Source organism: Bacillus sp. Brlt_9 (genome assembly GCF_051948935.1).
Taxonomy (GTDB): domain Bacteria; phylum Bacillota; class Bacilli; order Bacillales; family Bacillaceae_G; genus Bacillus_A.
In genome coordinates this window covers 24,099-48,376 of the sequence record NZ_JAYJLO010000017.1, presented here as the reverse complement: position 1 = coordinate 48,376, position 24,278 = coordinate 24,099, and the positions used below count along the sequence as shown (strand labels likewise).

Here is a 24,278-nt window from a genome sequence, read left to right as displayed (position 1 = left end):
GTCTGTCACTCATAAGCGACTTTATTAATATAACATTTCGTTATATTTTCGTCAACAACTTTTTTCAATAAGTTGTTTTTCGTTTGTTTTGCTTGTTACCTTTCGTGGCAACGAATATAAATATACCAGTTTGATTATTAAAATGCAATAGTTTTTCTAATAAAATTTTTAACTTAGTAAAAAAGTATAAAAACAGCATATTTCTTCTATATAAATATAATTTCTCGCACCACCAGACCCCACTACTCATAGTTAAATAAAAAAAGCTTTGGAGAAATCTCCAAAGCTTAGTCTTGTTTATGACGCATAGCAGGGAATAACAGTACATCACGAATAGATGGTGCATTTGTTAGTAACATAACAAGACGATCAATACCAATTCCTAGTCCACCTGTTGGAGGCATACCGTACTCAAGAGCTTCGATATAATCGTCATCCATCATGTGAGCTTCGTCATTACCTTGTTCACGTTCTTTTAATTGCGCTTCAAAACGTTCTTTTTGATCAATTGGATCATTTAACTCAGTGAATGCATTTGCATGTTCACGTGCAACGATAAATAATTCGAAACGATCTGTGAATCGTGGATCTTCGTCATTCTTTTTCGCAAGTGGCGAAATTTCTACAGGATGACCGTAAATGAATGTTGGTTGGATTAATTTATCTTCTACTTTTTGTTCGAAGAATTCATTTATAATATGACCAACTTCCATTGTATCCTTAATATCTACATTATGTTCTTTCGCAAGTTCACGCGCTTCTTCCACACTCATCGGATTCCAGAAATCCGCTCCAGAATGTTCTTTAATTGCATCTACCATATGAAGACGTGTCCATTCTGGCTCTAGATTAATTTCATAATCACCATATTGGATTGTTGTTGTACCTAGTACTTGCTTCGCGATATGAGCAACCATATTTTCTGTTAGTTTCATAATATCTTTATAATCAGCATACGCTTCATATAATTCAATCATCGTAAATTCAGGGTTATGACGAGTCGATACACCTTCATTACGGAATACACGACCGATTTCATAAACTTTTTCTAATCCACCCACGATAAGGCGTTTTAAATGAAGTTCAATTGCGATACGCATATATAATTCCATATCTAACGCATTATGATGCGTAGTGAAAGGACGAGCAGAAGCTCCGCCTGCAATTGCATGCATCATAGGTGTTTCCACTTCAAGATAACCGTTGTCATCTAAGTATCTTCTCATTTCACGAATGATCTTACTGCGAGTAACGAATGTTTCACGGCTTTCCATACTTGTAATTAAGTCTAAGTAACGTTGACGGTAGCGTTGTTCAACATCTTTTAATCCATGATATTTATCCGGTAATGGACGAAGGGATTTCGTTAATAGCGTAAAGCCCGTTGCTTTCACCGAAAGTTCTCCAACGTTTGTTTTGAACACTTTACCTTCAATACCTACTAAGTCACCTAAATCTGCTGTTTTAAATAATTCGTACTCTTCATCTCCAACAGCATCTTTACGAACATAAATTTGAACTTGTCCATGTAAATCTTGAATATGCGCAAATCCAGCTTTTCCTTTACCGCGTTTCGTCATAATACGACCAGCGATAGAAACAGAGATTTCTTTTTCTTCTAATTCTTCTTTAGAGAACTCTCCATATAAGCTTAATAAGTCATTTGTTGCATTTGTACGTTCAAATCGTTTACCGAACGGATCGATTCCTTGCTCACGTAAGTTATGTAGCTTTTCACGACGAACAAGCAATTGGTCGTTTAATTCTTCGTGGTTCATGTTATCCATGGTATTGATATCACTCCAGCTCTATTAATTTTTACAATATATACAGTATAGCATTTTCTACTCAACTAGAAAAACTGCCAGCAACTAACTGGCAGCTCTTCTTTCTTTCACGTAATTATAGGAAGTGTATAGAAGAATGTCAATCTTCCCTTTCTATTATTAACCAACGTGAATTGTTTGTTGTTTCGCTTCTACTTCTTCTACAAATGCACCTAATACATTCGCAAGGTCTCCACGCGTATTACAAGCATTAATACCATTACGTACAGTTGCATTACCACGAATACCTTTTAAATACCAAGCCGCATGCTTTCTCATCTCTCTTACAGCAACACTTTCGTTCTTTAAATCAATAAGACGATCTAGATGCAACATACATACGTCAATTTTCTCACGCACTGTCGGTTCCGGCATTAATTCACCAGTCTCCAAATACTTTACCGTACGATAAATCATCCACGGATCTCCAAGGGCAGCGCGACCAATCATAACACCATCTACACCAATTTCATCAATCATACGCTTTGCATCTTGCGGCGTCGCGACATCACCATTTCCGATAACTGGGATATTTACAGCTTGCTTCACTTGTTTAATAATATCCCAATCCGCTTTCCCTTCATACATTTGTACTCGTGTACGTCCATGAACTGCTACCGCTTGTCCACCAGCACGCTCGACAGCTTTTGCATTCTCGACTGCAAAAATATGATCCTCATCCCAACCAATACGCATTTTAACTGTGACTGGTTTTTCTACAGCATCTACAACTGCCGCTACCATTTCATATATTTTATTCGGGTCTAACAACCACTTTGCTCCTGCATCACACTTAACAATTTTCGGTACCGGGCAACCCATATTAATATCAATGATATCCGCTGTCGTATATTGATCTACATATTTCGCAGCATCTACAAGAGTTTCTTTCTCTCCACCAAAAATTTGTAAACTTAATGGCTTCTCTCTCTCGTCGATATATAACATATCTAATGTTCTTTTATTGTTCAATAGTATCGCCTTATCACTTACCATTTCGGCACAAACTAGGCCTGCACCGAATTCTTTTACTGTCAAACGGAATGCAGAGTTACACACACCCGCCATCGGTGCTAATACAACCGGGTTCTTCATCTCAATATTTGCGATTTTTAACACTCGATTTACTCCTTCCTTCATAGTCACTTTGGCATTAGCTCATCTATCGAGACCTTTAACGCTTTAGCAACTTCCACTACAAAATCTTGGGAAGGCGATCGATTCCCTCTCTCAACTTCACCTAAAACAGATACAGATACCCCTAATTCTTTCGCAAAACCTTCTTGCGTATAACCTTTTAACTTTCGAAAAGCACGAATGCGTCTTCCCCATTTTTCTGCTTCCATACCGTTACTCCCTCTCGCCTTTTCATTTCTTCTACTTGTGAACGTGAAATGTTTTGTTTTATATCTTGATTAATCTCTAACAACGGAACGATAACAAAAGCTCTTTCGAACATCCGCGGATGCGGAACAATAAGATTCTCTGTTTCAATATTTTCTTGATTATATAGTAAAATGTCAAGGTCGATAGTCCTCGGACCCCACCTGATTTCCCTTTTTCTTCCTAGGTCGTTTTCTACTTTTTGCGTGATTTTCAATAATTCTTGCGGTGGTAAATTGGTAGAAATTTTTATAACTAGATTTAAAAAGGAACTTTGGTCAGTATAACCAACTGGTTCCGTTTCATATACAGATGAAACATCCTCAACTTGGATATAAGGATTTTTATTTAGAAACTGAATCGCTTCAATTAAATACGTATAACGCTCTCCAATATTTGAACCTAATGCAATGTAAGCTATATTATTCATGGACGTTCTCTCGTAATTTCTACTGCTACAGCACGATAATGTCCCGGTATCGGCGGATCTGGTTTAATTACCTTTATTGTACATCTTGAAATACTCTCATATTGTTTCAATACATCTGTAGCGATATTTTCAGCAATGCTCTCTACAAGCTTATATGTTCTATCTTCAACAACTTTCCTACATAACTCGAAAAGTTCTCCATAATTAACAGAATGCTCTAAGTCATCACTTTCTCCTGCTCGCTTCAAATCCAATTCCACCGTTAAGTCCACTTTAAATCTCTGGCCCAATTTATTTTCCTCTGGGAATACACCATGATAACCGTAAAACTCCATATCATGAATATAAATTTTATCCAATTACTTTACCCCCTTACCAATCATCGCATCCATCATCTTAGCCATACGCGCCATTTCCTTCACATCATGAACACGAACAAACTCACAACCCTTTTCAATACCGAGACAAACGGTAGCTCCCGTTCCCTCAAGACGTTCTTCTACCGGTAAATCTAGTACATGCCCAATAAAGGACTTTCTTGAAGTACCTAAGAGAACTGGATAACCTAGTACGTTTAACTGTTCTAAATTACGCATCGCTTCTAAATTTTGTTCAGGTGTTTTAGCAAAACCGATACCTGGGTCTAAAATAATATTCTCATCTCGCACGCCAGCATCTTTAGCAATTTTAATACTGTCATATAAGTCAGCAATCATATCAGCCATTAAATTACGATAATTCATATTATCGCGATTATGCATTAAGATAATAGGCACATCGTAATGAGCTGCAACTTCAGCGATTTTCGGTTCCGCCTTTGCTCCCCAAACATCATTAATAATGTGAGCACCCGCTTCGATTGCTTGTTTTGCAACTTCAGCTTTATACGTATCGATAGAAATAGGCAATTTTACTTCTTTTGAAACAGCCTGAATCATTGGAACAACTCGCTTTATTTCTTCTTCCACTGATACTTTAGCAAAACCCGGACGAGTAGATTCACCGCCGATATCAATAATATGAGCACCTTCATCTCGCATTTCTTTCGCATGACGCACTGCAGCCTCTACCTCGTTGTAACTCCCACCATCAGAAAACGAATCTGGTGTTACATTTAAAATCCCCATAATTAACGTTTTTTCATTTAAGTTCAATGTATATTCGCCGCAGCGCAAATCATAATCCCACTTCAAACTACACATCTCCTCTTCGCAATTCATTTCTGCTCCACAATTTCTCTCTCTGCATTTCATAATGATTCATAAATCTTTTTGTAACCATCCCTACTTTACCCGGGAAATCTCGCTCCTCTATCCGATTAAGCGGAACAATTTCTTGAATCGAGTTTGTTACGAAGACTTCATCAGCTGAAAGCAATTCATTTTTTGTAAAGAAACCTTCCTTCACTTCTATGTCTAGTTCTTCAGCAACCTTTATAATAAACGCACGAGTGATGCCATTTAAAATCCCTGTTCCGAGCGAAGGTGTATATAAAATATCATCCTTCACAAAAAAGAGATTCGAAACAATACCCTCTGCAACATAACCTGTTTCAGTAAGGAAAATACCTTCTTTATTCGCAACATTTCCAATTTCACGTTTTCCTAAAATGTTATTTAAATAATGGTGAGACTTCAAGCGAGATGCACCCTCTGGCGTATTACGTACTTGTTTTAAAATAACCCCTTCTTTTTCTACTACATCTCCCGGGGCTGCTAAAGGTTTTATAAAAACAATAACAGACGGCTCTTCATACATTTCCGTTTGCAATCCAATTTCATCTATACCCGCTGATACATTAAAACGGACGTATGCATGCTCTAACTCATTCTTAACGAGTAAATCCTGCAAAATAAGCATTACTTCACCTTTCGTCATCGCCCATTTAATTTGCAATGTATCTAGCGCACCTACTAAACGGTCATAATGATCATCCAATAAGAAAGGATGACCATTATAAATACGAAACGTCTCAAAAACTCCAAGACCATATAAATAACCATGGTCATACGGCGAAATTCTCGCTTCATCCGCTTCTATATACTGACCATTTACGTAAATTAACATGATGTCACACTTGGACTGTATTTCCCAATGAAATTCTGCAATAACTCTTTCCCGTGAGAAGTCATAATAGATTCCGGATGGAACTGTACACCTTCAATCGGCAATGTTGTATGACGGAGCGCCATAATTTCCCCTTCTTCTGTCCAAGATGTTACCTCTAAGCATTCCGGTAACGTCTCTTTCTTAACGATAAGGGAATGATAGCGCGTCGCAGTAAATGGATTAGGGATATCCGAAAAAATCGTCTTTCCATCATGATACATAGGCGACGTTTTCCCATGCATTAATCGCTCGGCACGAACAACCTCTCCACCAAACACTTGCGCAATAGATTGATGCCCTAGACAAACCCCAAAAATCGGAATCTTTCCAGCAAAGTATCGAATAACCTCCATACTAATTCCTGCTTCATTCGGACTACATGGACCTGGCGAAATCATTAAAAAGTCTGGTTTCATATTCTCAATATCTGAAATAGTCACTTCATCGTTACGTTTAACAACGAGCTCTTGTCCAAGTTCTCCAAGAAACTGCACTAAATTAAATGTAAAAGAATCATAATTATCAATCATTAATATCATTTCTCTCACCTAACCGTTTCTTCGCTACGTTCTTTTGCACGCCATAAAGCAATCGCCTTTTTTAGCGACTCTTTATATTCATTTTCCGGATTTGAATCAATTACAATCCCTGCTCCTGCTTGTACATGCGCTTTTCCATCTTTAGCAAGAAGTGTTCTAATTACAATATTCAATTCTGTATCTCCAGAATAACCGATCCAACCAATTGAACCTGTATAAATCCCTCTGCGAACAGGTTCTAATTCTTCAATGATTTCCATCGTACGTATTTTCGGGGCACCAGTAATTGTCCCCCCAGGGAATACAGCCTTCACTAAATCAAAAGCATCTTTATCTTCTTCCACTTCACCACGCACATTAGAAACAATATGCATAACATGTGAGTATTTCTCAATTACCATAAATTCATCTACTTCTACCGTACCATATTTACAAACGCGCCCTAAATCATTTCGTTCTAAATCTACAAGCATGACGTGCTCTGCTCTTTCTTTTTCGTTCTCAATTAATTCTCTTGCTAACGCTTCATCTTCTTGCGCATTTGAACCTCTAGATCTCGTCCCAGCAATTGGTCTTGTACTTACTTCGGTTCCTTGTTTCTTAATTAACAACTCTGGCGATCCACTAACAATTTGAAAATCTCCAAGCTCCAAGTAACCCATATATGGAGATGGATTAATTTCACGAAGACTTGTATAAATTTCTAGTGGGTGTGTTTGTAACGTTCTTTCTTGTCTCGTCGACAAGTTTACTTGGAACACATCACCAGCACCAATATATTCTTGAATACATTCAACTGCCTTCATAAAGCTTTCTTCAGTAAAAGCAACTGCTTCACTTTTCTTTTCAGGGCAGGCAAATGGTATAGTCACTTCCGGCGCTTCTGTCGCCCAAAGAACCTTCCACTCATTTAGTCGCTCTTGTGCCTCTTCATACTTATCTACATAATGTGTAATAATCCATAATACTTTCTCTTCTTGATCATACACAAATACATCTTCAAATAACAAAAAGAATATATCAGGTATATTAATGTCATCCTCTGCAAGAGAAGGAAGTTTTTCAATATAACGGATGCAATCATAACTAAAGTAACCAATTGCACCACCTTGAAATGGCGGGTACTCCGGATTATAGTCCGTTTTCCATCGCTCCATATATTCCTGCATTAAATCTAATGGATTTCCTTGCTTTATTGTTTCCTTACCACTTTCATTTATATGTAACGTTTCACCCTTCCCACGGATTACCGCTACTGGGTTCAACCCCACAATGTTATAACGACCGCCACGTCTACTCTCTAACAAAATATGTTGCGGTTTATCCTTAGAAAGAAATTTATATTGCTTAAAGAAATCTAACTGATATGGAATAGAAAGCGCTAAAGATTTTCTTCGTTGCATATCAACACCCCGTCTTCTTTTATCCCACCCTCTTAAAGTAACCACTTCAAACTACATTTGTTATGTACGCAGAAGGGTTATACTCGAAGGCTAGTGAAAATAAATTAATTATACTACATCTTATTTTACATGAAGTTTTCTAGTCATTCACTCTTTTCCTATTTCCAATCCAAAAAGAAAAAGCATCCTTTTTTCAAGGATGCTTTTTCAATCACATATAATTAAGACTCAAATTGATAAAGTGGTGTACTTAAATAACGTTCACCGTTACTTGGGATAATAACAAGTACCTTTTTCCCTTTACCTAACTTTTTTGCAATTTCTGTTGCTGCATAAATAACTGCTCCAGAAGAGATACCGACTAAAATACCTTCTTCTCTCGCCACTCTTCTCGCATATTCAAACGCTTGTTCTGTTTTCACTTGAACAATTTCATCATATACTTCTACATCCAACGTCTCTGGGACAAATCCCGCTCCAATTCCTTGGATTTTATGTGGACCTGGTTTCCCACCAGATAGTACTGGTGAATCCGCAGGTTCTACTGCATAAATTTTAATATCTTTATACGCTTCCTTCAGTACTTCACCAGCACCAGTAATCGTTCCACCTGTACCAATACCTGCAATAAATGCATCTAATTGGTCACCCATTTGTTCAACAATTTCTGGACCTGTTGTTAAACGGTGAATTTCTGGATTCGATTGGTTTTTGAATTGTTGTGGTATAAAGTAGCCATGCTCTTTTGCTAATTCAGTCGCTTGACGAATTGCTCCACCCATTCCTTCTGGTCCTGGAGTCAATACTAATTCTGCACCGTAAGCACGTAATAAATTACGACGCTCAATACTCATTGTTTCTGGCATTACTAAAATTGCCTTATATCCTTTAGCAGCCGCTACCATCGCTAAACCAATTCCTGTGTTACCACTTGTTGGCTCAATGATTGTATCGCCTTCTTTTAATAATCCCTTTTTTTCAGCATCTTCAATCATAGCTAATGCAATACGATCTTTAACGCTGCTTCCCGGATTCATAAATTCTAATTTTAAGTATATATCTGCGCTGTCTGATTCTACGATGCGGTTCAACTTAACGATCGGCGTTTTCCCGATTAATTCTGAAACTGATTGTGCCACTCGCATTCCTGTCACTCCTAACACCGAGTATTTTTATTGGTTTTATCTATATTTAGATTTTGTCAGAAAATTCCCTGTTTGTCAATCCATTTAAGGGGTGAATCCTCTTAATTTCCTTATTACAAATTCTCAATTAAATTTGTAATATCTTCTTTAGAGAACTTGTATCTCTCATTACAGAAATGACAATGAACTTCCGTCTCTTCCTCTTCTTCACGAACTTGCTCTAATTCTGTTTTACCTAAACTAATCAACACACTCTCAATACGTTCGCGTGAGCATGTACAATTAAATTGAACATCCATCGTTTCTAATACTTTTACTTTATCTTCTCCAAGAACTGCATACAGTAACTCTTCTGGAGAAAGCCCTTGTTCAATCAACGTTGATACAGGAGGAATCTTCTGCAAACGACCTTCAATGAACGAAATTGTTTCTTCCTGTGCACCCGGCATAATTTGAAGGATAAATCCACCTGCCGCTAATATGCTGTCGTCTCCATTTACAAGTACACCAACACCTACAGAAGAAGGTGTCTGCTCAGAAACCGCAAAATAATACGTGAAGTCTTCTCCTAATTCTCCTGAAACAATTGGAGATTGACCAATAAACGGCTCACGCATACCAATATCTTTAATTACTGTTACAAATCCTTCATTACCTACCGCTTGATATACACGTAATTTCCCTTGTTCTGTCCCTTCAAAGTCAACATGCGGATTCGTTACATAACCACGTACATCCCCATTCGCATGAGCATCTACTAAGATAGGACCAATCGGGCCATTACCTTCTACCTTAATCGTCAGCTTTTGGTCACCTTTTAACATTGCGCCCATCATTGTACCTGCAGTTAAAGAACGACCAAGTGCTGCTGAAGCTGTTCTCCATGTATCATGACGTCTTTGCGCCTCACTTACCGTATTTGTAGTACGTACACTATATGCACGCACTTCTCCGTTAAACGCTAACGCTTTTACTAAATAATCTTTCATACTCATTTATTCACCTTTCTCATGCTGTAAATTTGCATTACGCTCGTATAACATATGCAAGCCTTTTAACGTTAAGAATGGATCTACAACATCAATTACATTCGATTCTTCTGAAATTAATTTTGCCAATCCACCTGTTGCAATAACTTTCGGTTCTTGTTTAGCTTCCTCTTTCATACGCTTAACAATACCTTCCACTTGTCCCACATAACCGTAAAGAATACCAGATTGCATCGCACTTACCGTATTCTTTCCAACAACACTACTTGGTTTTGTAATTTCAATACGTGGAAGTTTTGCCGCTCTACTATATAAAGCCTCTGCTGAAATCATAATTCCCGGCGTAATAACGCCACCCATATAATGCTTTTCTTCGTTAATATAACAATATGTAGTAGCCGTACCGAAATCGACAATAATAAGCGGACTTCCATATAAGTGGATTCCTGCTACTGCATTTACAATTCGGTCCGCGCCTACTTCACGTGGATTTTCATATTTAATATTTAGCCCCGTTTTTATTCCAGGACCTACTACAAGCGGTTTAATTTTAAAATATTTTTCACACATGCGCTCTAAAGCAAACATAATTGGTGGTACGACTGAAGACACGATAATACCTTTCACATCTTCAAACGAAAGACCCTCATGCTCAAGCAACTGTTTTACAAGCATTCCATATTCATCTTCTGTCTTATGACGATCTGTTTCCATGCGCCAATGCTGACGAAGTTCCCCCTCTTCAAACACGCCTAGTACAGCATTTGTGTTCCCTACATCCAATACAAAAATCATATTCTCACCACTTATCTTATTTAATCTATATTTGTGCAGTATGTATAAAACTTATAAAAACATCATATCACACATACTTATATAATCAGCTTTTCTATCCTCATCATTTTACAAAAAGATTACGCTCTATTTCAATTTTTAATACAAGATTTATTTAATTTCTTTTTCTGCTTCATTTCATTCCACAAATAAAAAAAGGAGTGACTATCGTCACTCCTTCATCTCTTACTTATCTTCTGATTCTTCATCGTCCTTCTTCATGTTAATGTTTACTTTCACATCAGCTGAAGATGTTGGACGTTCTGGCAATCTGCCGTAATCACATAAGTGATTGATTTGCTCTGCATCTAACGTTTCTACTTCAAGTAACGTTTTCGCAATAAGATCTAGTTTATCACGATTTTCAGTAAGAATATCTTTTGCACGAGCATAACATTCTTTCATAATCGTTTGCATTTCCACATCGATTTCGTGTGCAATTGCATCACTGTAGTTTTGTTCTGAATGGAAGTCTCTTCCTAAGAACACTTGACCACCTTGTGAGCTACCAAATTGCATTGGTCCAAGCTTATCACTCATACCGAATTCCGTAACCATACGTCTTGCAATGCCAGTCGCACGTTGGAAGTCGTTGTGAGCACCTGTACTCACTTCACCAAACACAATCTCCTCTGCTACTCGACCACCAAGTAAACCAGTGATTTTATCAAGTAACTCTGGTTTTGTCATGAAGTAACGATCTTCTTTCGGAAGCATTACTGCATATCCACCAGCTTGACCACGAGGGACAATTGTTACTTTATGAACGACATCAGCTTCATCAAGAACAACACCAATTACAGTATGGCCCGCTTCATGGAAAGCAACGATATTACGTTCTTTTTCAGAGATAACACGACTCTTCTTAGCCGGACCTGCAATAACGCGATCCGTCGCTTCATCAATGTCACTCATATCAATTTTCTTCTTATCTTGACGCGCAGCCACTAAAGCAGCTTCGTTTAATAAGTTTTCAAGATCAGCACCAGAGAATCCTGGTGTACGAGTTGCAATTGCTCTTAAATTGATATTCTCATCAAGCGGTTTATTACGAGCATGTACTTTCAGTACAGCTTCACGGCCATTTACATCTGGACGATCTACTGTAATTTGACGGTCAAAACGACCTGGACGTAATAATGCTGGGTCAAGAATATCAGGACGGTTTGTCGCAGCGATGATAATAATACCTTCGTTTGCACCGAATCCATCCATTTCAACAAGTAATTGGTTCAACGTTTGCTCACGCTCATCATGGCCACCACCAAGACCCGCGCCACGTTGACGGCCTACCGCATCAATTTCATCAATGAAAATGATACAAGGAGCATTTTTCTTTGCGTTTTCGAATAAATCACGTACACGTGATGCACCGACACCGACGAACATCTCAACGAAATCAGAACCACTGATAGAGAAGAACGGAACGCCTGCCTCACCTGCAACAGCACGTGCTAATAAAGTTTTACCTGTACCTGGAGGTCCTACTAATAGAACACCCTTAGGAATACGGGCACCAACTTCAGCGAACTTACGAGGGTCTTTCAAGAATTCAACTACCTCAACAAGCTCTTGTTTCTCTTCATCCGCTCCAGCAACATCTCTGAAACGAACCTTTTTCTTTTCGTCATTATATAACTTCGCCTTACTTTTTCCGAAGTTCATAACACGGCTACCGCCGCCCTGAGCTTGGTTTAATAAGAAGAAGAATAAAATGAAGATAATGACAAACGGAATGATAGAAGTAAAGAATGTTACCCAAGCACTTGTTTCTTCTGCTGGTTGATACTTAACTTCAGCACCTTGCGCTTTATCATTAATTTTCTTTTGTAATTCCTCAGTATTTGGTGCATAAGTAACAAATTGTTCTCCTTGGCTAGAGTTATTAAATTGTCCTTTTACTTCAAATACACCATTTTTCGGTTGAAGTTGCACATTACGCACTTCACCTTTTTCTAGTTTAGTAATGAATTTATCGTAGCTAACTGATGTCGTTTTTTGTGTCGAACCATTAAAATAGCTCACGATTCCAATTACTACTAGGAATATCAGTAAATAAAAGATGGTATTACGGAAGATACGATTCATTCCTAACCTCCTCTCACGGCATAAACACTATAGTAAATCGTAACATAGAAAAAATTTCCTATACAATTGTGACGCCTGTATTTAATTAATTTGAGTAAACGCTTGGTTTTAATACTCCTACATAAGGAAGATTACGGTACTGCTCTTTATAATCTAATCCATACCCTACAACAAATTCATGCGGTACAGTAAATCCAACATAATCCGCTTTCAAATCTACCTTACGGCCTGTTGGTTTATCTAATAACGTAACAATTTTTACAGACTTCGCTTTACGATATTTAAATAGGTCTACTAAGTAGCTTAGTGTAAGACCGCTATCAATAATATCTTCAACGATTAAAATATCGCGACCTTCTACAGAAGTATCAAGGTCTTTTAAAATTTTCACTTCGCCTGTTGAAACAGTTGAGTGACCGTAACTAGATACAGCCATAAAATCCATTTCAAGATATGTATCTGTTCTCTTTAATAAATCTGCCATGAATGGCATTGCACCCTTTAGTACACCAATCGCAAGAGGTACTGTGTTTTTATAATCCTCTGCAATAACCGCGCCTAATTCGAGCACCTTTTCTTGTATTTGCTCTTCAGAAATTAATACTTTTTCGATATCTTGATTCATCATTTCATTATCCTCCCGGAAGACTCCTTGCTTTTGTAGTGAATAATCATATATTTATCCTTCTTTGCTGTCTCTTTCGAGATAGCAAATGCAGATCGCTTCAACAAGGGTAACCAAATAATATTCCCACTTGCATCACAAACGACCGGCCATTCTTCTCTTTTTTCTCTTGGTACTTTCGCTTCGATAAAAATAGTTTTTATCTTTTTAGTGCCATTCATACCTTGTATTGACATGCGATCTCCATTTTCTCTAGAACGAATACGAAGTGGATATGATATATCATTATACTTAGCAACAAAAACTGTTTCATTCATGTTACTTGGTATATCTTCGCTCACCTCTGTTACAAGCTTATCCCCGTTAGATAGCGTAATTGTCCCGGGCACTGATAAATCTTGTAAAAAAGGAGAAACAATTTCTTGTTTAAATCCAAAGCTGCACTCCTCGTATGCACGGACAATTTTTAAATCACCTGGGAAATCAAGTGAACCCGAAGGTTGTGTCCGCTTAAAAAACTCAATCACTTTGTCAATATGTATAGAGGAAAGAGAAGATGGAATCTTATATTCATAAAGATAGTTTAATATTAGTTGAATCCCTCTTCTTTGTAAAGGCATAGACATGGATTCAAAGGCAGGAATTGATAAGCTAATTTGTTTATCACTTTTTTTTGTAATTACTTTATTCATTTTCTCAAAAGCTAATTCCTGCAAATACGCCTCATCCTCTTGCATCAGCATGCTAAAATTTTGGAATTTCTCATGCACCTGTGAATTTTCTTCTTTCAAATGAGGGAGAACATATTTACGTAATCGATTCCTTGTATATACTTCCTTTTTATTACTTGGATCTATACGTGGAATTACTTTCAGCTTATGACAGTAATCAACAATTTCTTCCTTCGTTACTCCAAGTAACGGCCTAATTAAATACCCATTATGAAAAGGACGCTTCACTGCAATTCCTGCATATCCTTTCGGAGTACTCCCTCGCATAAGGCGCATTAAAATCGTCTCTACTTGATCATCACCATGATGTCCAAGGGCTACATATCTCGCATCATATTTCTTCATTATTCTTTCCAAAAATGCATATCTGCATTCTCTAGCAGCAACCTGTGCATTCATCCCGTATTGCTGTTGATATTGCGACACATTAATCCTTATTGTTTCGCAAATAACTCCCAGCCCTTTACAAAGTTCCCGCACAAACTGTAGGTCCTCATGAGATTCGTCACCTCTAAACATATGATCCACATGTGCCACTACAATTTCAAACTGTTTTGCTGCTCTTTTTTCTAACAAATAATATAAAAGAGCCAAAGAGTCAGGACCACCAGAAACCCCCACAACAATTGTTGAACGTTCCTTTAATACATCATGCTGCTTTACAAAGTCATCTACCTTTTCAACAAATGTATCTTTCAACTTCGTAATCACCTTTCATTAAACAAGAACAGCAACGTTAGTTACCTTGTTTATAATGGTACAACTTTTACAAACATTGTGCAAAAAAAAGATATACAAAAATTACATTTTTATCTTACATCATCCGTACATATTCACAAAAATAATAACATTATCTTTTAAAGCAAAAAACCTAGGCAGTCACCTAGGTTTTTTGAAAGAAATATCACACTTAAAATTTCACCTTATTGTGCCTGCATTCCTACAATTGGAATCGTAGCCCACTTCGGCATATTTTTCTTCACTTTCGCCACAACAATAGTCATATCATCATTTATATAACCATCACAAGAGCGAATCACCTCTTCCATGATGATATCAGCAATTTCTTGCGGGTCTTCAGTTTGTAACTCTTTAATTTTCCGCTTCATCCATAGTTCGTGATTTTCCACATGTTGTGCTCCTTCAAAAATCCCATCGCTCATCATAATAAGAATATCACCCGTTTTTAACTGCTCACCCACTACATCAACTTCAACATCCTCAATAATTCCCATCGGCAAGTTACTTGCTTCAATTTTCAAAATATTATTTGCACGTTTAACAAAACTTGGCGTCGATCCAATCTTTAAAAACTTCGCACTCGCATCCCGTAAATCTACCATAGCTAAATCTAACGTCGTAAACATCTCTTCTGTTGTTCTTAAAGAAAGAATAGAGTTGATAGACTTAATCGCTATTTCCTCATCAATGCCTGATTGAAGTATTTTTTGTAATAATTTCACCGTTTCTTTACTCTCCATATGAGCTCTTTGCCCATTTCCCATACCATCACTAATAGCAAGAGCATATTTACCGACACTTAAATCCATCATCGCATAAGAATCACCCGAAACAAACCCACCGCCTTTTGCAGCTGTGGCTAAGCCCGTATCAAGAGAATACGTTTTCGCTGATCCAAATGATATTAAGCTGTGGCCATTCGGATAAGAAGATTTTTCTTCATGTTTAACAACAATATTTTCCTTTAGAATATCAGAAAGCATCGGTGCAACTAACTTTTCACACTCTCCGTGTTCATTAGATGCAACTGGAATCAACATTTCAATATCAATACTTCCTCTATCTAAACAATAAATATCAACGTGCTCTACTTCTACACCAAAATCACGAAACGCTTGCAGAATCTGCTCTTCCTGAACTTGATGATTTTCTCGTTCTCTTTGTATTTCTTTAGCAAAATCCTCCATAACTTTTGATACACCTAGCAGTTGCTCTGCTACTATTCTACGATTTTCTTTCATTTGTTTTCGTAATTTTTGTCCCTCATAAAAGTGATCTAATTCACCTGCTACTAAATCCGTTACTTTCTTCCCTCTCACACAATGCTTGTCCCATTCACGAACTAACTTCCGATTATGTTGCAGGGTTCCTTCTTCCGTTTCGCTCATTATTTGTTTCATGTAATCGTACGTTTTGTCGAAATTAACTACCCAGCATTGGTCCTTCTTAAAGCATGTTTGACATGTTTTTGCGGTAATTGTACTTAAGAACAAATCTGCCTCCGTCTCTTTATCTTCCTCCTCCACATATCCATATACAGAAAAGCTATTAGATAAAGCAGCAAATACATTGGCAAATTGGTTGATTTTATTCGCTGTAACATCACGCATTCTTCTTAAATACTGTTGTTGATCTTGCGAATGTTCCTGTGTGCCCGGCATAAATTTAGCAATACGATCCATAACAAGTTTCGGTGTTAATAAGAAGAAAGCAATCGCTACACCAGATTCAATTAAAGTTGTCACGATGTTTGTTTGCTTGTCTACATATAGCGTAATCAAGCTCGTCCCAATTAATAAACCTAAACTAACACCTAAACGCTTCCCTTCTTTTAGCAAACCACCAAGCAAACCAGAAAAAGCAAGTAGACTAAGTTGAGACAAACTGGAGACATTCGCTAAACTTAAAATTAATCCAGTGACGACCCCCACTGTAGATCCTGTAGCAGCCCCCGCAATAAACGCAAACACGAGCACTAAATATCTAGTAAAAATATGTTGAATAGAAGCGTCATATACGAACCAATCTGTTGTACCTGTTAAAACAGATGCTAGTAATATAATTAAACAAACAATTTCTTCTGTCTCTAACGCTTGTTGTTTACCTTTTCGTTCTACTAAAAGTGGAACACTTTGTAAAAATATCATAGTTAATACGAAGCTAAGCCCAGCCTCAATCGTACTAACGAGTAAATCGTACATGGTGACAGTTTGCTGTGCAAAATATACAACAACTAAATGTGCGGTTAATGCGGAGATAAATACTTGGAATGGAACAAGTCCAACAGTTTTACGTGTAAACCGACTAAAGAAGATATTATAAATGAAGAAAGTAAAAATAGACGCAAAGGTAAAGAATAAATTATCTATCGAAACTGAAAGTGCGCCCCCCATTAAAGCCAAGAACGCGAGCGGCATTTTATCCCGCTTCATAACATAAACAGCAGCAAAAAACGGCAGTGCAAACGGTAAAATGTTTGTTAATATATATGCTCGTCCCAAAAGAAAACCAATAACAACAATAATAAATCCCCATCTAAAGAAAACTTGCTCAAACTTCATTCGCAACTTACTCGTCCACTTTACTCCTCCAAGCTGACCTTCATTCATTGCCAATGCACTTGTATTCATAGTATTCCTTCCTGCTTTAGGCATATTTTTAACACCACCTGCATAGTTTAATTACTGTCATTATAAAAGATGATTATTGGGATTTTTGTCAAAACAACAGTTTTCACTTTTATAATCGTTCGACTTTTTATTCGAAATAACTCTACATATATACACAGTATGTAATTTATTTTTAATTTTTTAATCGAACATTCAGAAAATACAGGGTGATTTTGTAGAAGTGTTGTATGTCTTAATTTATTTAACAAAAAAAGATCATGCAAATTTGCATGATCTTTTTAGGATGACCCGTACGGGATTCGAACCCGTGTTACCGCCGTGAAAGGGCGGTGTCTTAACCACTTGACCAACGGGCCGTTAAATTAAATATAGCGGCGGAGGGGATCGAACCCCCGACCTCACGGGTATGAACCGTACGCTCTAGCCAGCTGAGCTACACCGCCATGTCGTCTTATTTAACGGACAATTAGTATCTTACCTCAGATATAATTTAAAGTCAACACATCTTGAAAACTTTTTTTAAAATATATTTTCACATATAAAAAAGTACCCCGAGCAATCGCCCTGGGTACCTCTTTATATGCTAAGAATTAAACGTTGTTATTATCCGCGACGCGCGCCACGGCCACCACGTTTAGATTCAGTGTTACGCTTTAAAGAAGTTAAACGATCTTCGCTATCCTTTAAGAAACGAGCCATCTTTTGCTCGAATGTTTCTTTTGGAGCGCGGTCGTTACCGCCACCACGGTTATCTCTGTTGAAAGAACGATTACGTTGTGGACGTCCAGAACGTTGTTGATCGCCACCGCGTTGGTATTCACCACGTGGACGATCTCCTTCTGTTTTTTCACGCTCTTTCGCTTTTTTAATAGATAGACCGATCTTGCCATCTTTTTCAACGTTAATAACTTTTACTTCTACTTGGTCGCCCACTTTTAAGTGATCGTTAATATCTTTCACATAATTATCAGCAACTTCACTAATATGAACAAGACCCGTTAAGCCTTCTGGCAGCTCCACAAAAGCCCCAAAATTTGTAATACCTGTTACTTTACCCTGTAACTTGCTGCCTACCTCGATTGACATAAAAAAAATGCTCCTCCTTAGTGGTTAAAAAGTCAAATTTTACTTTATTATATATAATCCTAAAATATAGTGTCAATAAGACATACTCTACTTAGAAACAGGAAAAATTATCTCCCCTTTTCCAGAGAAGAAATAATCCCTTCTAGCAATCTTTAATACGTACTCTTCATCATTTAACTTTTGAACTTCGTCTTTTAGACTCTTTTCTTTATTCGTTAATGAATCCAGTTCTTTTTTCATGTCCTTAACTTTTGCTTCTTTTGCTTTAATGGAACTGTTTTGTTGATAAAACGTTACACTAATACTCGCAATAATTGTAAAAGCAAAGACAAGAAAAACCGCTAAACGGCGATAAAGTCGCTTCCTGTTCTCATCCGTTTGTATTATATGCTCTTTAACAGGATTTGGACTCTGTTTTTCGATTGTTCTTTGTCTCAGTTCCCTCATTTCCGAGGTCCCCCTAACTTCTTTTTTATACGCTCCCATAATTGGAAGATATGTCCCTTCAATTTTGCTATATATTGCAGGAACCCTACATGTTTCATTATAAAAAGTTTAACACGATTAGGGAGAAGTTTCCATATGAGCGAAGCAATAAATCGAACAGGCCAGAAAAAAACTTTCCATATGAAAAGTAATATCCAAATCACCATTTTCCATAACACATGTCCAATTGAAAGCAGTATACGAAATAAGAATAATATAAATGCAATAAATAGCTGCGCTATAATAATAACAGGTTTTATCATGAGTAGCTTTATAATTTGAACAAAAAAGTGTGTTGTTTGCACAAAAATATAGATGAGAAAATTTAACAGTCTCATGTATAGTGCTTTTAATAAGCTTTGATATGCCGCAAAACCACATAATAATGCCAAAAATACATATATACGTAGTTCAGCTTCATTTACAAGAAGCAATACGTAAAAAACGAATAATGCTTGGACTATCCAAAATAGTATATCATGTATAAATACAAGCCAACGTTTACGTTCCTGACGTTTTAAAAATCGTTGGTATGTATCTAAAGACGCTCCAATCCAAGCACCCATTCCGATCATTGAGAGCATCGTATACAACTGAATTGTTAAACTCATTTAAACAACTTACTAAAGAATCCTTTAGTTTTCTCCCCTTGATTCTCATCAATATACAGCATCTCATGAACTTTCCCTTTAATCGATACAACACCTTTTTCTACATCTAAATTTTTCATTTGCAAATTTTGACCACGAATCGTTAAAAATCCCATTACAGTCTCAAGTAAAAACTCTTCGCTATCAAAACTCTCTACCTGCTTTACACCGGTAATATCAATTACACGCCTGCCACGCATAATAATATCATGCTCTACAGAAACATTTTGTTGATTAGAAGACATAGGTGAGTAACCATTATTCACGTAAATCCCCCCATACATTTATACTAGCTAATAGTAATGTATGAAGAGATAATTGATTTTAGAACAAGCCTTCTTCAGCCTTTACTTTGTCTTCACGAACTAAGCTATACATATTTACTGCATCTTCTTTTTTAGTCGTTTCTTTCAATTCGTTTATTTTTACAGTTACTATTTTTTGACCGAAACGAATTGTTAATTCATCAGCAACTTTCACATCAGAACTTGCTTTCGCCACTTGACCATTAATTGATATTCTTCCTTGATCAGCTACTTCTTTTGCTAATGTTCTTCTTTTAATTAAACGTGATACTTTTAAAAACTTATCTAGACGCATATTAAATCCCCCTATTTACGCTCTGTTTGTTTTGCCTCTTCCCATAAAACATCTAACTGCTCTAATGATAAATCTTGCATCTCTTTATTCATTTCAGCTACCTTTGCTTCCATGTATAAGAAACGACCGATAAATTTCTCATTCGTTGAACGCAACGCTTCTTCTGGATCTATTTTATAATGACGAGCTATATTAACAAACGCAAATAGTAAATCGCCAAATTCACTTAACATCTTCGCCTCATCCATGTTTGTAACTTCTTGTTGGAATTCTTGCCATTCTTCTAAGGCTTTCTCTATCATCGGTTGTACATCAACCCAATCGAAACCAACCTTGCCAGCTTTTTTCTGGATTTCATAAGCACGTAGTAACTGTGGCAAACTTTTTGGAACTCCATTTAAAACAGATTCTTTGACGAATCCTTTTTCTTGTTTTTTAATTTCTTCCCAATTGGCGATTACTTCATCGGCATTATCTACATCTGTATTCCCAAATACATGCGGGTGGCGACGAACCATTTTCTCAGATAAAGTTCGAATAATATCATCTATAGAGAACCAACCTTCATCTTCTCCGATTTGGGCATGCAGCATAACTTGTAATAATATATCACCCAGTTCTTCTACTAAGTGATCATCGTCCTCTTCATCAATTGCTTCCAACACTTCATAAGCTTCCTCAATTAAATACTTCTTTAAAGATTGATGTGTTTGCTTTTTATCCCACGGACAACCATTCGGTCCACGAAGATCTGCAATAATTTCTCGAAGCACATCAAACTGTTGATACAAGGACGCACGTTCCTGAACCGGCGGTACATACACACTCGTTAAGTTATTCAACTCCGTTTCATGATCTAACATGTACAACGGTACCTTTTTAACTTGTTCAAATGAAGTTCCTGCAGCTGTTACGATATACACTTCATAATCATCTGGTAGCATCTCCATTAATGTTAATTTCACATCAGATGCAACGAATGCGTCATATACTTGGCAAAAGATTAAATGTTGACGTAATTCTAATTGTCCTCTTTCAAATGATGTAGCGTCAATTAATTGGAATCCTTCAATCGGATCAATCTTTAAGCTTGCAAACATAGGATCAAGGAAACTTTGTCCCCCTTCAATTTGCACCTCAACATTCGCTACTTCACCTTTTTCCAACAATAGCTGAACCGTTCTTTCTGCTACAAGCGGATGCCCCGGAACAGCATAGATGATTTCTGTCCCTTCAGCTTTTTCTATCAATGTATTCGCAATTGTTTCATATACAATTTCAAATGTATCATGCGCTTCATATACATTGTCAAAAGCAGTATATTGTATACCTTCTTTCTCCAACTCTTCTATAACAGGATGTTCTTTCGTTCTAACAAACATGTGATCTGCTTCTTTTATTTTTCGATATACACCCATCGTTAACTGATCTAATTCACCAGCACCTAATCCTAAAATAGTAATGATTCCACTCACAACCTGCCACCTCTATCCACTCTTCTTCAATGAACCTTCTTTTTTCTCTTTTTTCATAACGGTTCCTATTTCCGCTTTTGTAAATACACGTAATTTTAAAATTAAAAACATATATGCTAATCCGCCGATAGCTACACCTAACAACGCCTCAAGTGTCGCGATTCCTCTATGTTCCATATCAATTACTAACCCAGACATTTGCAATACACGCATAAACATTATTAATACAAATCCCATACCAATACCACTAATAACTACACCTAACATATTACGCTTATCGATAAGCGATTCGGATACAGCTCGCATAAGTAATGCACTATTTAGCATAGAAATTACAATTAACGCAACTAGCGTTGCAATTGCAGCTCCCTTTACACCAAAATACGGCATTAATATATAATTTAAAGCTAACTTTAAACAACCCCCAAATATAACGAATATTGCTGGTTTTAATGTTTGTCCTAATCCTTGCAAAATAGAAGCAGTTGTAATCGACAATGAACTAAATAAAATAGATAACGATAAAACGGATAAAACATCTGACCCATCACTATTTTCAAACAGCATAATATTCGTAGGTTGAATAATACAAGTTAATCCAATGGCTGCTGCAAATCCAATAACAAATGTTATTTTCATTGCTAACTTTACCTTTTCTTGAATAAAGGTAAGATCTCCTCTTTCCTTCGCCGCTGTAATAATTGGAATAAGCGACAACGAGAAAGAAGTTGTCACGACAGTACCTAATTGCATAAGCGGGATACTTCTGTCATACACACCTTTTAACACCTTTGCGTTTTCAGCTTGCTCTCCTGCACCAATAAGTAAAGAATAGAAAGAAACTGAATCAGCCATTTGTATAAAAATAAGTACTAAGTTACTAACACAAATCGCCAATCCTTGCCAAAACAGGATTTTAATGATTTTCTTTTTCCCTCTAATTCTCTTTACACTTTTGAAGAATATAGAACGAAAATCATGACGCATATAAAGTACAAGTACGATAATCCCAATCAATCCGCCTGCAATTGAACCTAGCATAGCACCTGCACCAACTGTATATAAATCAAATCCGTGAGCAATTAGGAATAAGGATAAAAATACAATAATAGAAACACGAATCGTTTGTTCTATCACTTGCGAAACAGCTGTAGGCATCATATTATTGAACCCTTGAAAATATCCTCTCGCTACAGATAAAAACGGCATCAATAGGAATGAAAAGGAAATAACACGCAATAGCTTCTCTAAATATATATCGCCCATAGCTGTTGCAATTGCTTCGGCACCAAAGAATAATGTAAAAAATCCTATGAAACCAATCCCTAATAAAAACCAAAAAGATACACAAATAATTTCTTCTGCTTCTTGCTTTTTCCCTCGTTCTAATCGTTCCGCAACCATTTTTGAAATTATAATGGGGAACCCATAAGTAGCTAAAATTAAACAAAATCCATAAAACGGATATATTTGTTGATAAATATAAAAACCAATGTCACCCGCTATATTTTGATATGGAATACGGTAAAAGGCGCTTAATACCTTTGTAACAAAACTTGCGATTGTTAATATAATAGCCCCACGCCAAAAGGCTTGATACTTCTTCGATTCCATGCAAGAAAACTCCTTTTTCTATTCTCACCCCTCGTATTATATCATAAAGAAAAGGACAAGCTCCCTTACCTACAGGAGTAATCATACGTTTGTGCAACGCTAGAAATGTTCAACGAAAAAAGGTAGCAAAGCGCTACCTTCATTCAATATACATATATCTCCAAATAATTGATTTCTCAAGAAGAAATATCATAATTAGGAAAGATTGCTACTTCTAAACTCATACAACCCTACTGCTCCATTTGCTTCGCTAAGAAACTGGCAGCAGTATTGACCGCTTTATGCTCTATTTCGCTTATAATTGCTTCTTTTGAAAAAATAATGACAGCCCCAATTGGATCTCCATTTGCAACAATCGGTCCAACTGTATAAGAATGAACCTTTTCCGTTACACCATCAATAATGGAAATATCACTTTCATCTGTCATAATAACGGACTTTCTTTCTTCCATCGTTTTTTCAATTAGATCGCCAACACTTTTATTTAAGTATTCTTTTTTGGATACGCCTGATACTGCGATAATAGAATCTCGATCGCATACAAGCACATTATGTCCTAAGCTATCATATAAAGCATCTGCATATTCTTTTGCAAAATCACCTAATTCGCTAATTGGAGAGTATTTCTTTAAAATTACTTCTCCATCGCGATCAACAAATATTTCTAGCGGGTCACCTTCTCGAATACGTAAAGTTCTACGAATTTCCTTCGGGATTACTACCCTACCTAAATCATCAATTCGACGTACGATTCCAGTTGCTTTCATTCTAATGCTGCCTCACTTTCTACTGATGATCAAAGTGGTGAATTTACCTGTTCATGTAAAAATCACCAACTGTTAGACATAGTATTTTACACATTAGTTCTTCTATGCACGTCGAATTGTATTTTTT

At 36.8% G+C, this 24,278-nt stretch carries 24 protein-coding genes and 2 tRNA genes; all 26 read right to left on the bottom strand.

Annotated elements, in window-relative coordinates:
- Positions 1 to 287 precede the first annotated feature (287 nt).
- Positions 288 to 1,787 carry a lysine--tRNA ligase gene (gene lysS, locus VF726_RS30135; protein ID WP_087959058.1) on the bottom strand — a complete coding sequence of 500 codons (1,500 nt, stop codon included), beginning with the start codon at positions 1,785 to 1,787 and terminating at the stop codon, positions 288 to 290.
- A gap of 159 nt (positions 1,788 to 1,946) precedes the next feature.
- Entirely contained in the window at positions 1,947 to 2,945 is a 999-nt protein-coding gene (dusB, locus tag VF726_RS30130; RefSeq protein WP_440173894.1) for a tRNA dihydrouridine synthase DusB, read from the bottom strand.
- Between the two features lie 23 nt (positions 2,946 to 2,968).
- The gene (locus VF726_RS30125; RefSeq protein ID WP_000387027.1) at positions 2,969 to 3,172 is read right to left on the bottom strand and encodes a helix-turn-helix domain-containing protein; all 204 of its coding nucleotides are present in this window, start codon (positions 3,170 to 3,172) and stop codon (positions 2,969 to 2,971) included.
- The gene (gene folK / locus VF726_RS30120; protein ID WP_440173892.1) at positions 3,124 to 3,639 is read right to left on the bottom strand and encodes a 2-amino-4-hydroxy-6-hydroxymethyldihydropteridine diphosphokinase; all 516 of its coding nucleotides are present in this window, start codon (positions 3,637 to 3,639) and stop codon (positions 3,124 to 3,126) included. The genes VF726_RS30125 and folK overlap by 49 nt, the downstream gene beginning before the upstream one ends.
- The gene (folB, locus tag VF726_RS30115) at positions 3,636 to 3,998 is read right to left on the bottom strand and encodes a dihydroneopterin aldolase (protein ID WP_440173890.1); all 363 of its coding nucleotides are present in this window, start codon (positions 3,996 to 3,998) and stop codon (positions 3,636 to 3,638) included. Before folB ends, folK begins: the two co-directional genes overlap by 4 nt.
- Complete coding sequence (gene folP, locus VF726_RS30110; protein WP_140392304.1) at positions 3,999 to 4,859, bottom strand: dihydropteroate synthase; 861 nt, start codon at positions 4,857 to 4,859, stop codon at positions 3,999 to 4,001.
- Positions 4,834 to 5,706, bottom strand: a complete 873-nt coding sequence (gene pabC / locus VF726_RS30105) for an aminodeoxychorismate lyase (protein ID WP_440173888.1) — start codon at positions 5,704 to 5,706, stop codon at positions 4,834 to 4,836. The genes folP and pabC overlap by 26 nt, the downstream gene beginning before the upstream one ends.
- Complete coding sequence (gene pabA / locus VF726_RS30100) at positions 5,700 to 6,287, bottom strand: aminodeoxychorismate/anthranilate synthase component II (protein ID WP_440173886.1); 588 nt, start codon at positions 6,285 to 6,287, stop codon at positions 5,700 to 5,702. Before pabA ends, pabC begins: the two co-directional genes overlap by 7 nt.
- 5 nt (positions 6,288 to 6,292) lie before the next feature.
- Positions 6,293 to 7,690 carry an aminodeoxychorismate synthase component I gene (gene pabB / locus VF726_RS30095; RefSeq protein ID WP_440173885.1) on the bottom strand — a complete coding sequence of 466 codons (1,398 nt, stop codon included), beginning with the start codon at positions 7,688 to 7,690 and terminating at the stop codon, positions 6,293 to 6,295.
- Between the two features lie 221 nt (positions 7,691 to 7,911).
- Positions 7,912 to 8,835, bottom strand: a complete 924-nt coding sequence (cysK, locus tag VF726_RS30090) for a cysteine synthase A (RefSeq protein ID WP_440173883.1) — start codon at positions 8,833 to 8,835, stop codon at positions 7,912 to 7,914.
- A 113-nt stretch (positions 8,836 to 8,948) separates the two neighbouring features.
- Positions 8,949 to 9,824 (bottom strand): redox-regulated molecular chaperone HslO, encoded by an 876-nt coding sequence (gene hslO, locus VF726_RS30085; protein ID WP_440173882.1) that lies wholly within the window; start codon positions 9,822 to 9,824, stop codon positions 8,949 to 8,951.
- A gap of 6 nt (positions 9,825 to 9,830) precedes the next feature.
- Complete coding sequence (locus VF726_RS30080; protein WP_048526400.1) at positions 9,831 to 10,619, bottom strand: type III pantothenate kinase; 789 nt, start codon at positions 10,617 to 10,619, stop codon at positions 9,831 to 9,833.
- A 225-nt stretch (positions 10,620 to 10,844) separates the two neighbouring features.
- Positions 10,845 to 12,746: an ATP-dependent zinc metalloprotease FtsH gene (ftsH, locus tag VF726_RS30075; RefSeq protein WP_440173881.1), complete on the bottom strand. Its 1,902-nt coding sequence runs from the start codon at positions 12,744 to 12,746 to the stop codon at positions 10,845 to 10,847.
- 85 nt (positions 12,747 to 12,831) lie between these two features.
- Positions 12,832 to 13,374: a hypoxanthine phosphoribosyltransferase gene (hpt, locus tag VF726_RS30070; RefSeq protein WP_000981839.1), complete on the bottom strand. Its 543-nt coding sequence runs from the start codon at positions 13,372 to 13,374 to the stop codon at positions 12,832 to 12,834.
- Positions 13,371 to 14,801: a tRNA lysidine(34) synthetase TilS gene (tilS, locus tag VF726_RS30065; RefSeq protein ID WP_440173880.1), complete on the bottom strand. Its 1,431-nt coding sequence runs from the start codon at positions 14,799 to 14,801 to the stop codon at positions 13,371 to 13,373. Before tilS ends, hpt begins: the two co-directional genes overlap by 4 nt.
- Before the next feature lie 224 nt (positions 14,802 to 15,025).
- Positions 15,026 to 17,497: a stage II sporulation protein E gene (gene spoIIE, locus VF726_RS30060; RefSeq protein ID WP_141539710.1), complete on the bottom strand. Its 2,472-nt coding sequence runs from the start codon at positions 17,495 to 17,497 to the stop codon at positions 15,026 to 15,028.
- 260 nt (positions 17,498 to 17,757) lie between these two features.
- Positions 17,758 to 17,829, bottom strand: a tRNA-Glu gene (locus tag VF726_RS30055).
- Between the two features lie 13 nt (positions 17,830 to 17,842).
- A tRNA-Met gene (locus tag VF726_RS30050) sits at positions 17,843 to 17,916 on the bottom strand.
- Between the two features lie 160 nt (positions 17,917 to 18,076).
- On the bottom strand, positions 18,077 to 18,559 hold the full coding sequence (locus tag VF726_RS30045; RefSeq protein WP_000021452.1) for a S1 domain-containing RNA-binding protein: 483 nt from the start codon (positions 18,557 to 18,559) through the stop codon (positions 18,077 to 18,079).
- An 87-nt stretch (positions 18,560 to 18,646) separates the two neighbouring features.
- Complete coding sequence (divIC, locus tag VF726_RS30040) at positions 18,647 to 19,006, bottom strand: cell division protein DivIC (RefSeq protein ID WP_001208736.1); 360 nt, start codon at positions 19,004 to 19,006, stop codon at positions 18,647 to 18,649.
- Positions 19,003 to 19,656: a spore cortex biosynthesis protein YabQ gene (yabQ, locus tag VF726_RS30035; RefSeq protein WP_078419795.1), complete on the bottom strand. Its 654-nt coding sequence runs from the start codon at positions 19,654 to 19,656 to the stop codon at positions 19,003 to 19,005. The genes divIC and yabQ overlap by 4 nt, the downstream gene beginning before the upstream one ends.
- Positions 19,653 to 19,961 (bottom strand): sporulation protein YabP, encoded by a 309-nt coding sequence (yabP, locus tag VF726_RS30030; RefSeq protein WP_001059101.1) that lies wholly within the window; start codon positions 19,959 to 19,961, stop codon positions 19,653 to 19,655. Before yabP ends, yabQ begins: the two co-directional genes overlap by 4 nt.
- A 58-nt stretch (positions 19,962 to 20,019) precedes the next feature.
- A complete protein-coding gene (locus tag VF726_RS30025; RefSeq protein WP_440173875.1) occupies positions 20,020 to 20,295 on the bottom strand; it encodes an RNA-binding S4 domain-containing protein in 276 nt (91 codons plus the stop codon).
- A gap of 11 nt (positions 20,296 to 20,306) precedes the next feature.
- Positions 20,307 to 21,770 carry a nucleoside triphosphate pyrophosphohydrolase gene (gene mazG, locus VF726_RS30020; RefSeq protein ID WP_440173874.1) on the bottom strand — a complete coding sequence of 488 codons (1,464 nt, stop codon included), beginning with the start codon at positions 21,768 to 21,770 and terminating at the stop codon, positions 20,307 to 20,309.
- A gap of 12 nt (positions 21,771 to 21,782) precedes the next feature.
- The gene (locus VF726_RS30015; RefSeq protein ID WP_440173872.1) at positions 21,783 to 23,384 is read right to left on the bottom strand and encodes a putative polysaccharide biosynthesis protein; all 1,602 of its coding nucleotides are present in this window, start codon (positions 23,382 to 23,384) and stop codon (positions 21,783 to 21,785) included.
- A 230-nt stretch (positions 23,385 to 23,614) separates the two neighbouring features.
- Positions 23,615 to 24,151, bottom strand: a complete 537-nt coding sequence (spoVT, locus tag VF726_RS30010) for a stage V sporulation protein T (protein WP_000648302.1) — start codon at positions 24,149 to 24,151, stop codon at positions 23,615 to 23,617.
- Between the last annotated feature and the right edge of the window lie 127 nt (positions 24,152 to 24,278).

What these genes read in the sequence shown, in the direction of transcription:
- lysS (WP_087959058.1), bottom strand. Translation starts at nt 1,787, where the DNA reads ATGGATAACATGAACCACGAAGAATTAAACGACCAATTGCTTGTTCGT.
- VF726_RS30125 (WP_000387027.1), bottom strand. Translation starts at nt 3,172, where the DNA reads ATGGAAGCAGAAAAATGGGGAAGACGCATTCGTGCTTTTCGAAAGTTA.
- folK (WP_440173892.1), bottom strand. Translation starts at nt 3,639, where the DNA reads ATGAATAATATAGCTTACATTGCATTAGGTTCAAATATTGGAGAGCGT.
- folP (WP_140392304.1), bottom strand. Translation starts at nt 4,859, where the DNA reads ATGAATTGCGAAGAGGAGATGTGTAGTTTGAAGTGGGATTATGATTTG.
- pabC (WP_440173888.1), bottom strand. Translation starts at nt 5,706, where the DNA reads ATGTTAATTTACGTAAATGGTCAGTATATAGAAGCGGATGAAGCGAGA.
- pabA (WP_440173886.1), bottom strand. Translation starts at nt 6,287, where the DNA reads ATGATATTAATGATTGATAATTATGATTCTTTTACATTTAATTTAGTG.
- pabB (WP_440173885.1), bottom strand. Translation starts at nt 7,690, where the DNA reads ATGCAACGAAGAAAATCTTTAGCGCTTTCTATTCCATATCAGTTAGAT.
- cysK (WP_440173883.1), bottom strand. Translation starts at nt 8,835, where the DNA reads ATGCGAGTGGCACAATCAGTTTCAGAATTAATCGGGAAAACGCCGATC.
- hslO (WP_440173882.1), bottom strand. Translation starts at nt 9,824, where the DNA reads ATGAAAGATTATTTAGTAAAAGCGTTAGCGTTTAACGGAGAAGTGCGT.
- VF726_RS30080 (WP_048526400.1), bottom strand. Translation starts at nt 10,619, where the DNA reads ATGATTTTTGTATTGGATGTAGGGAACACAAATGCTGTACTAGGCGTG.
- ftsH (WP_440173881.1), bottom strand. Translation starts at nt 12,746, where the DNA reads ATGAATCGTATCTTCCGTAATACCATCTTTTATTTACTGATATTCCTA.
- hpt (WP_000981839.1), bottom strand. Translation starts at nt 13,374, where the DNA reads ATGATGAATCAAGATATCGAAAAAGTATTAATTTCTGAAGAGCAAATA.
- spoIIE (WP_141539710.1), bottom strand. Translation starts at nt 17,497, where the DNA reads ATGCCTAAAGCAGGAAGGAATACTATGAATACAAGTGCATTGGCAATG.
- VF726_RS30045 (WP_000021452.1), bottom strand. Translation starts at nt 18,559, where the DNA reads ATGTCAATCGAGGTAGGCAGCAAGTTACAGGGTAAAGTAACAGGTATT.
- divIC (WP_001208736.1), bottom strand. Translation starts at nt 19,006, where the DNA reads ATGAGGGAACTGAGACAAAGAACAATCGAAAAACAGAGTCCAAATCCT.
- yabQ (WP_078419795.1), bottom strand. Translation starts at nt 19,656, where the DNA reads ATGAGTTTAACAATTCAGTTGTATACGATGCTCTCAATGATCGGAATG.
- VF726_RS30025 (WP_440173875.1), bottom strand. Translation starts at nt 20,295, where the DNA reads ATGCGTCTAGATAAGTTTTTAAAAGTATCACGTTTAATTAAAAGAAGA.
- VF726_RS30015 (WP_440173872.1), bottom strand. Translation starts at nt 23,384, where the DNA reads ATGGAATCGAAGAAGTATCAAGCCTTTTGGCGTGGGGCTATTATATTA.
- spoVT (WP_000648302.1), bottom strand. Translation starts at nt 24,151, where the DNA reads ATGAAAGCAACTGGAATCGTACGTCGAATTGATGATTTAGGTAGGGTA.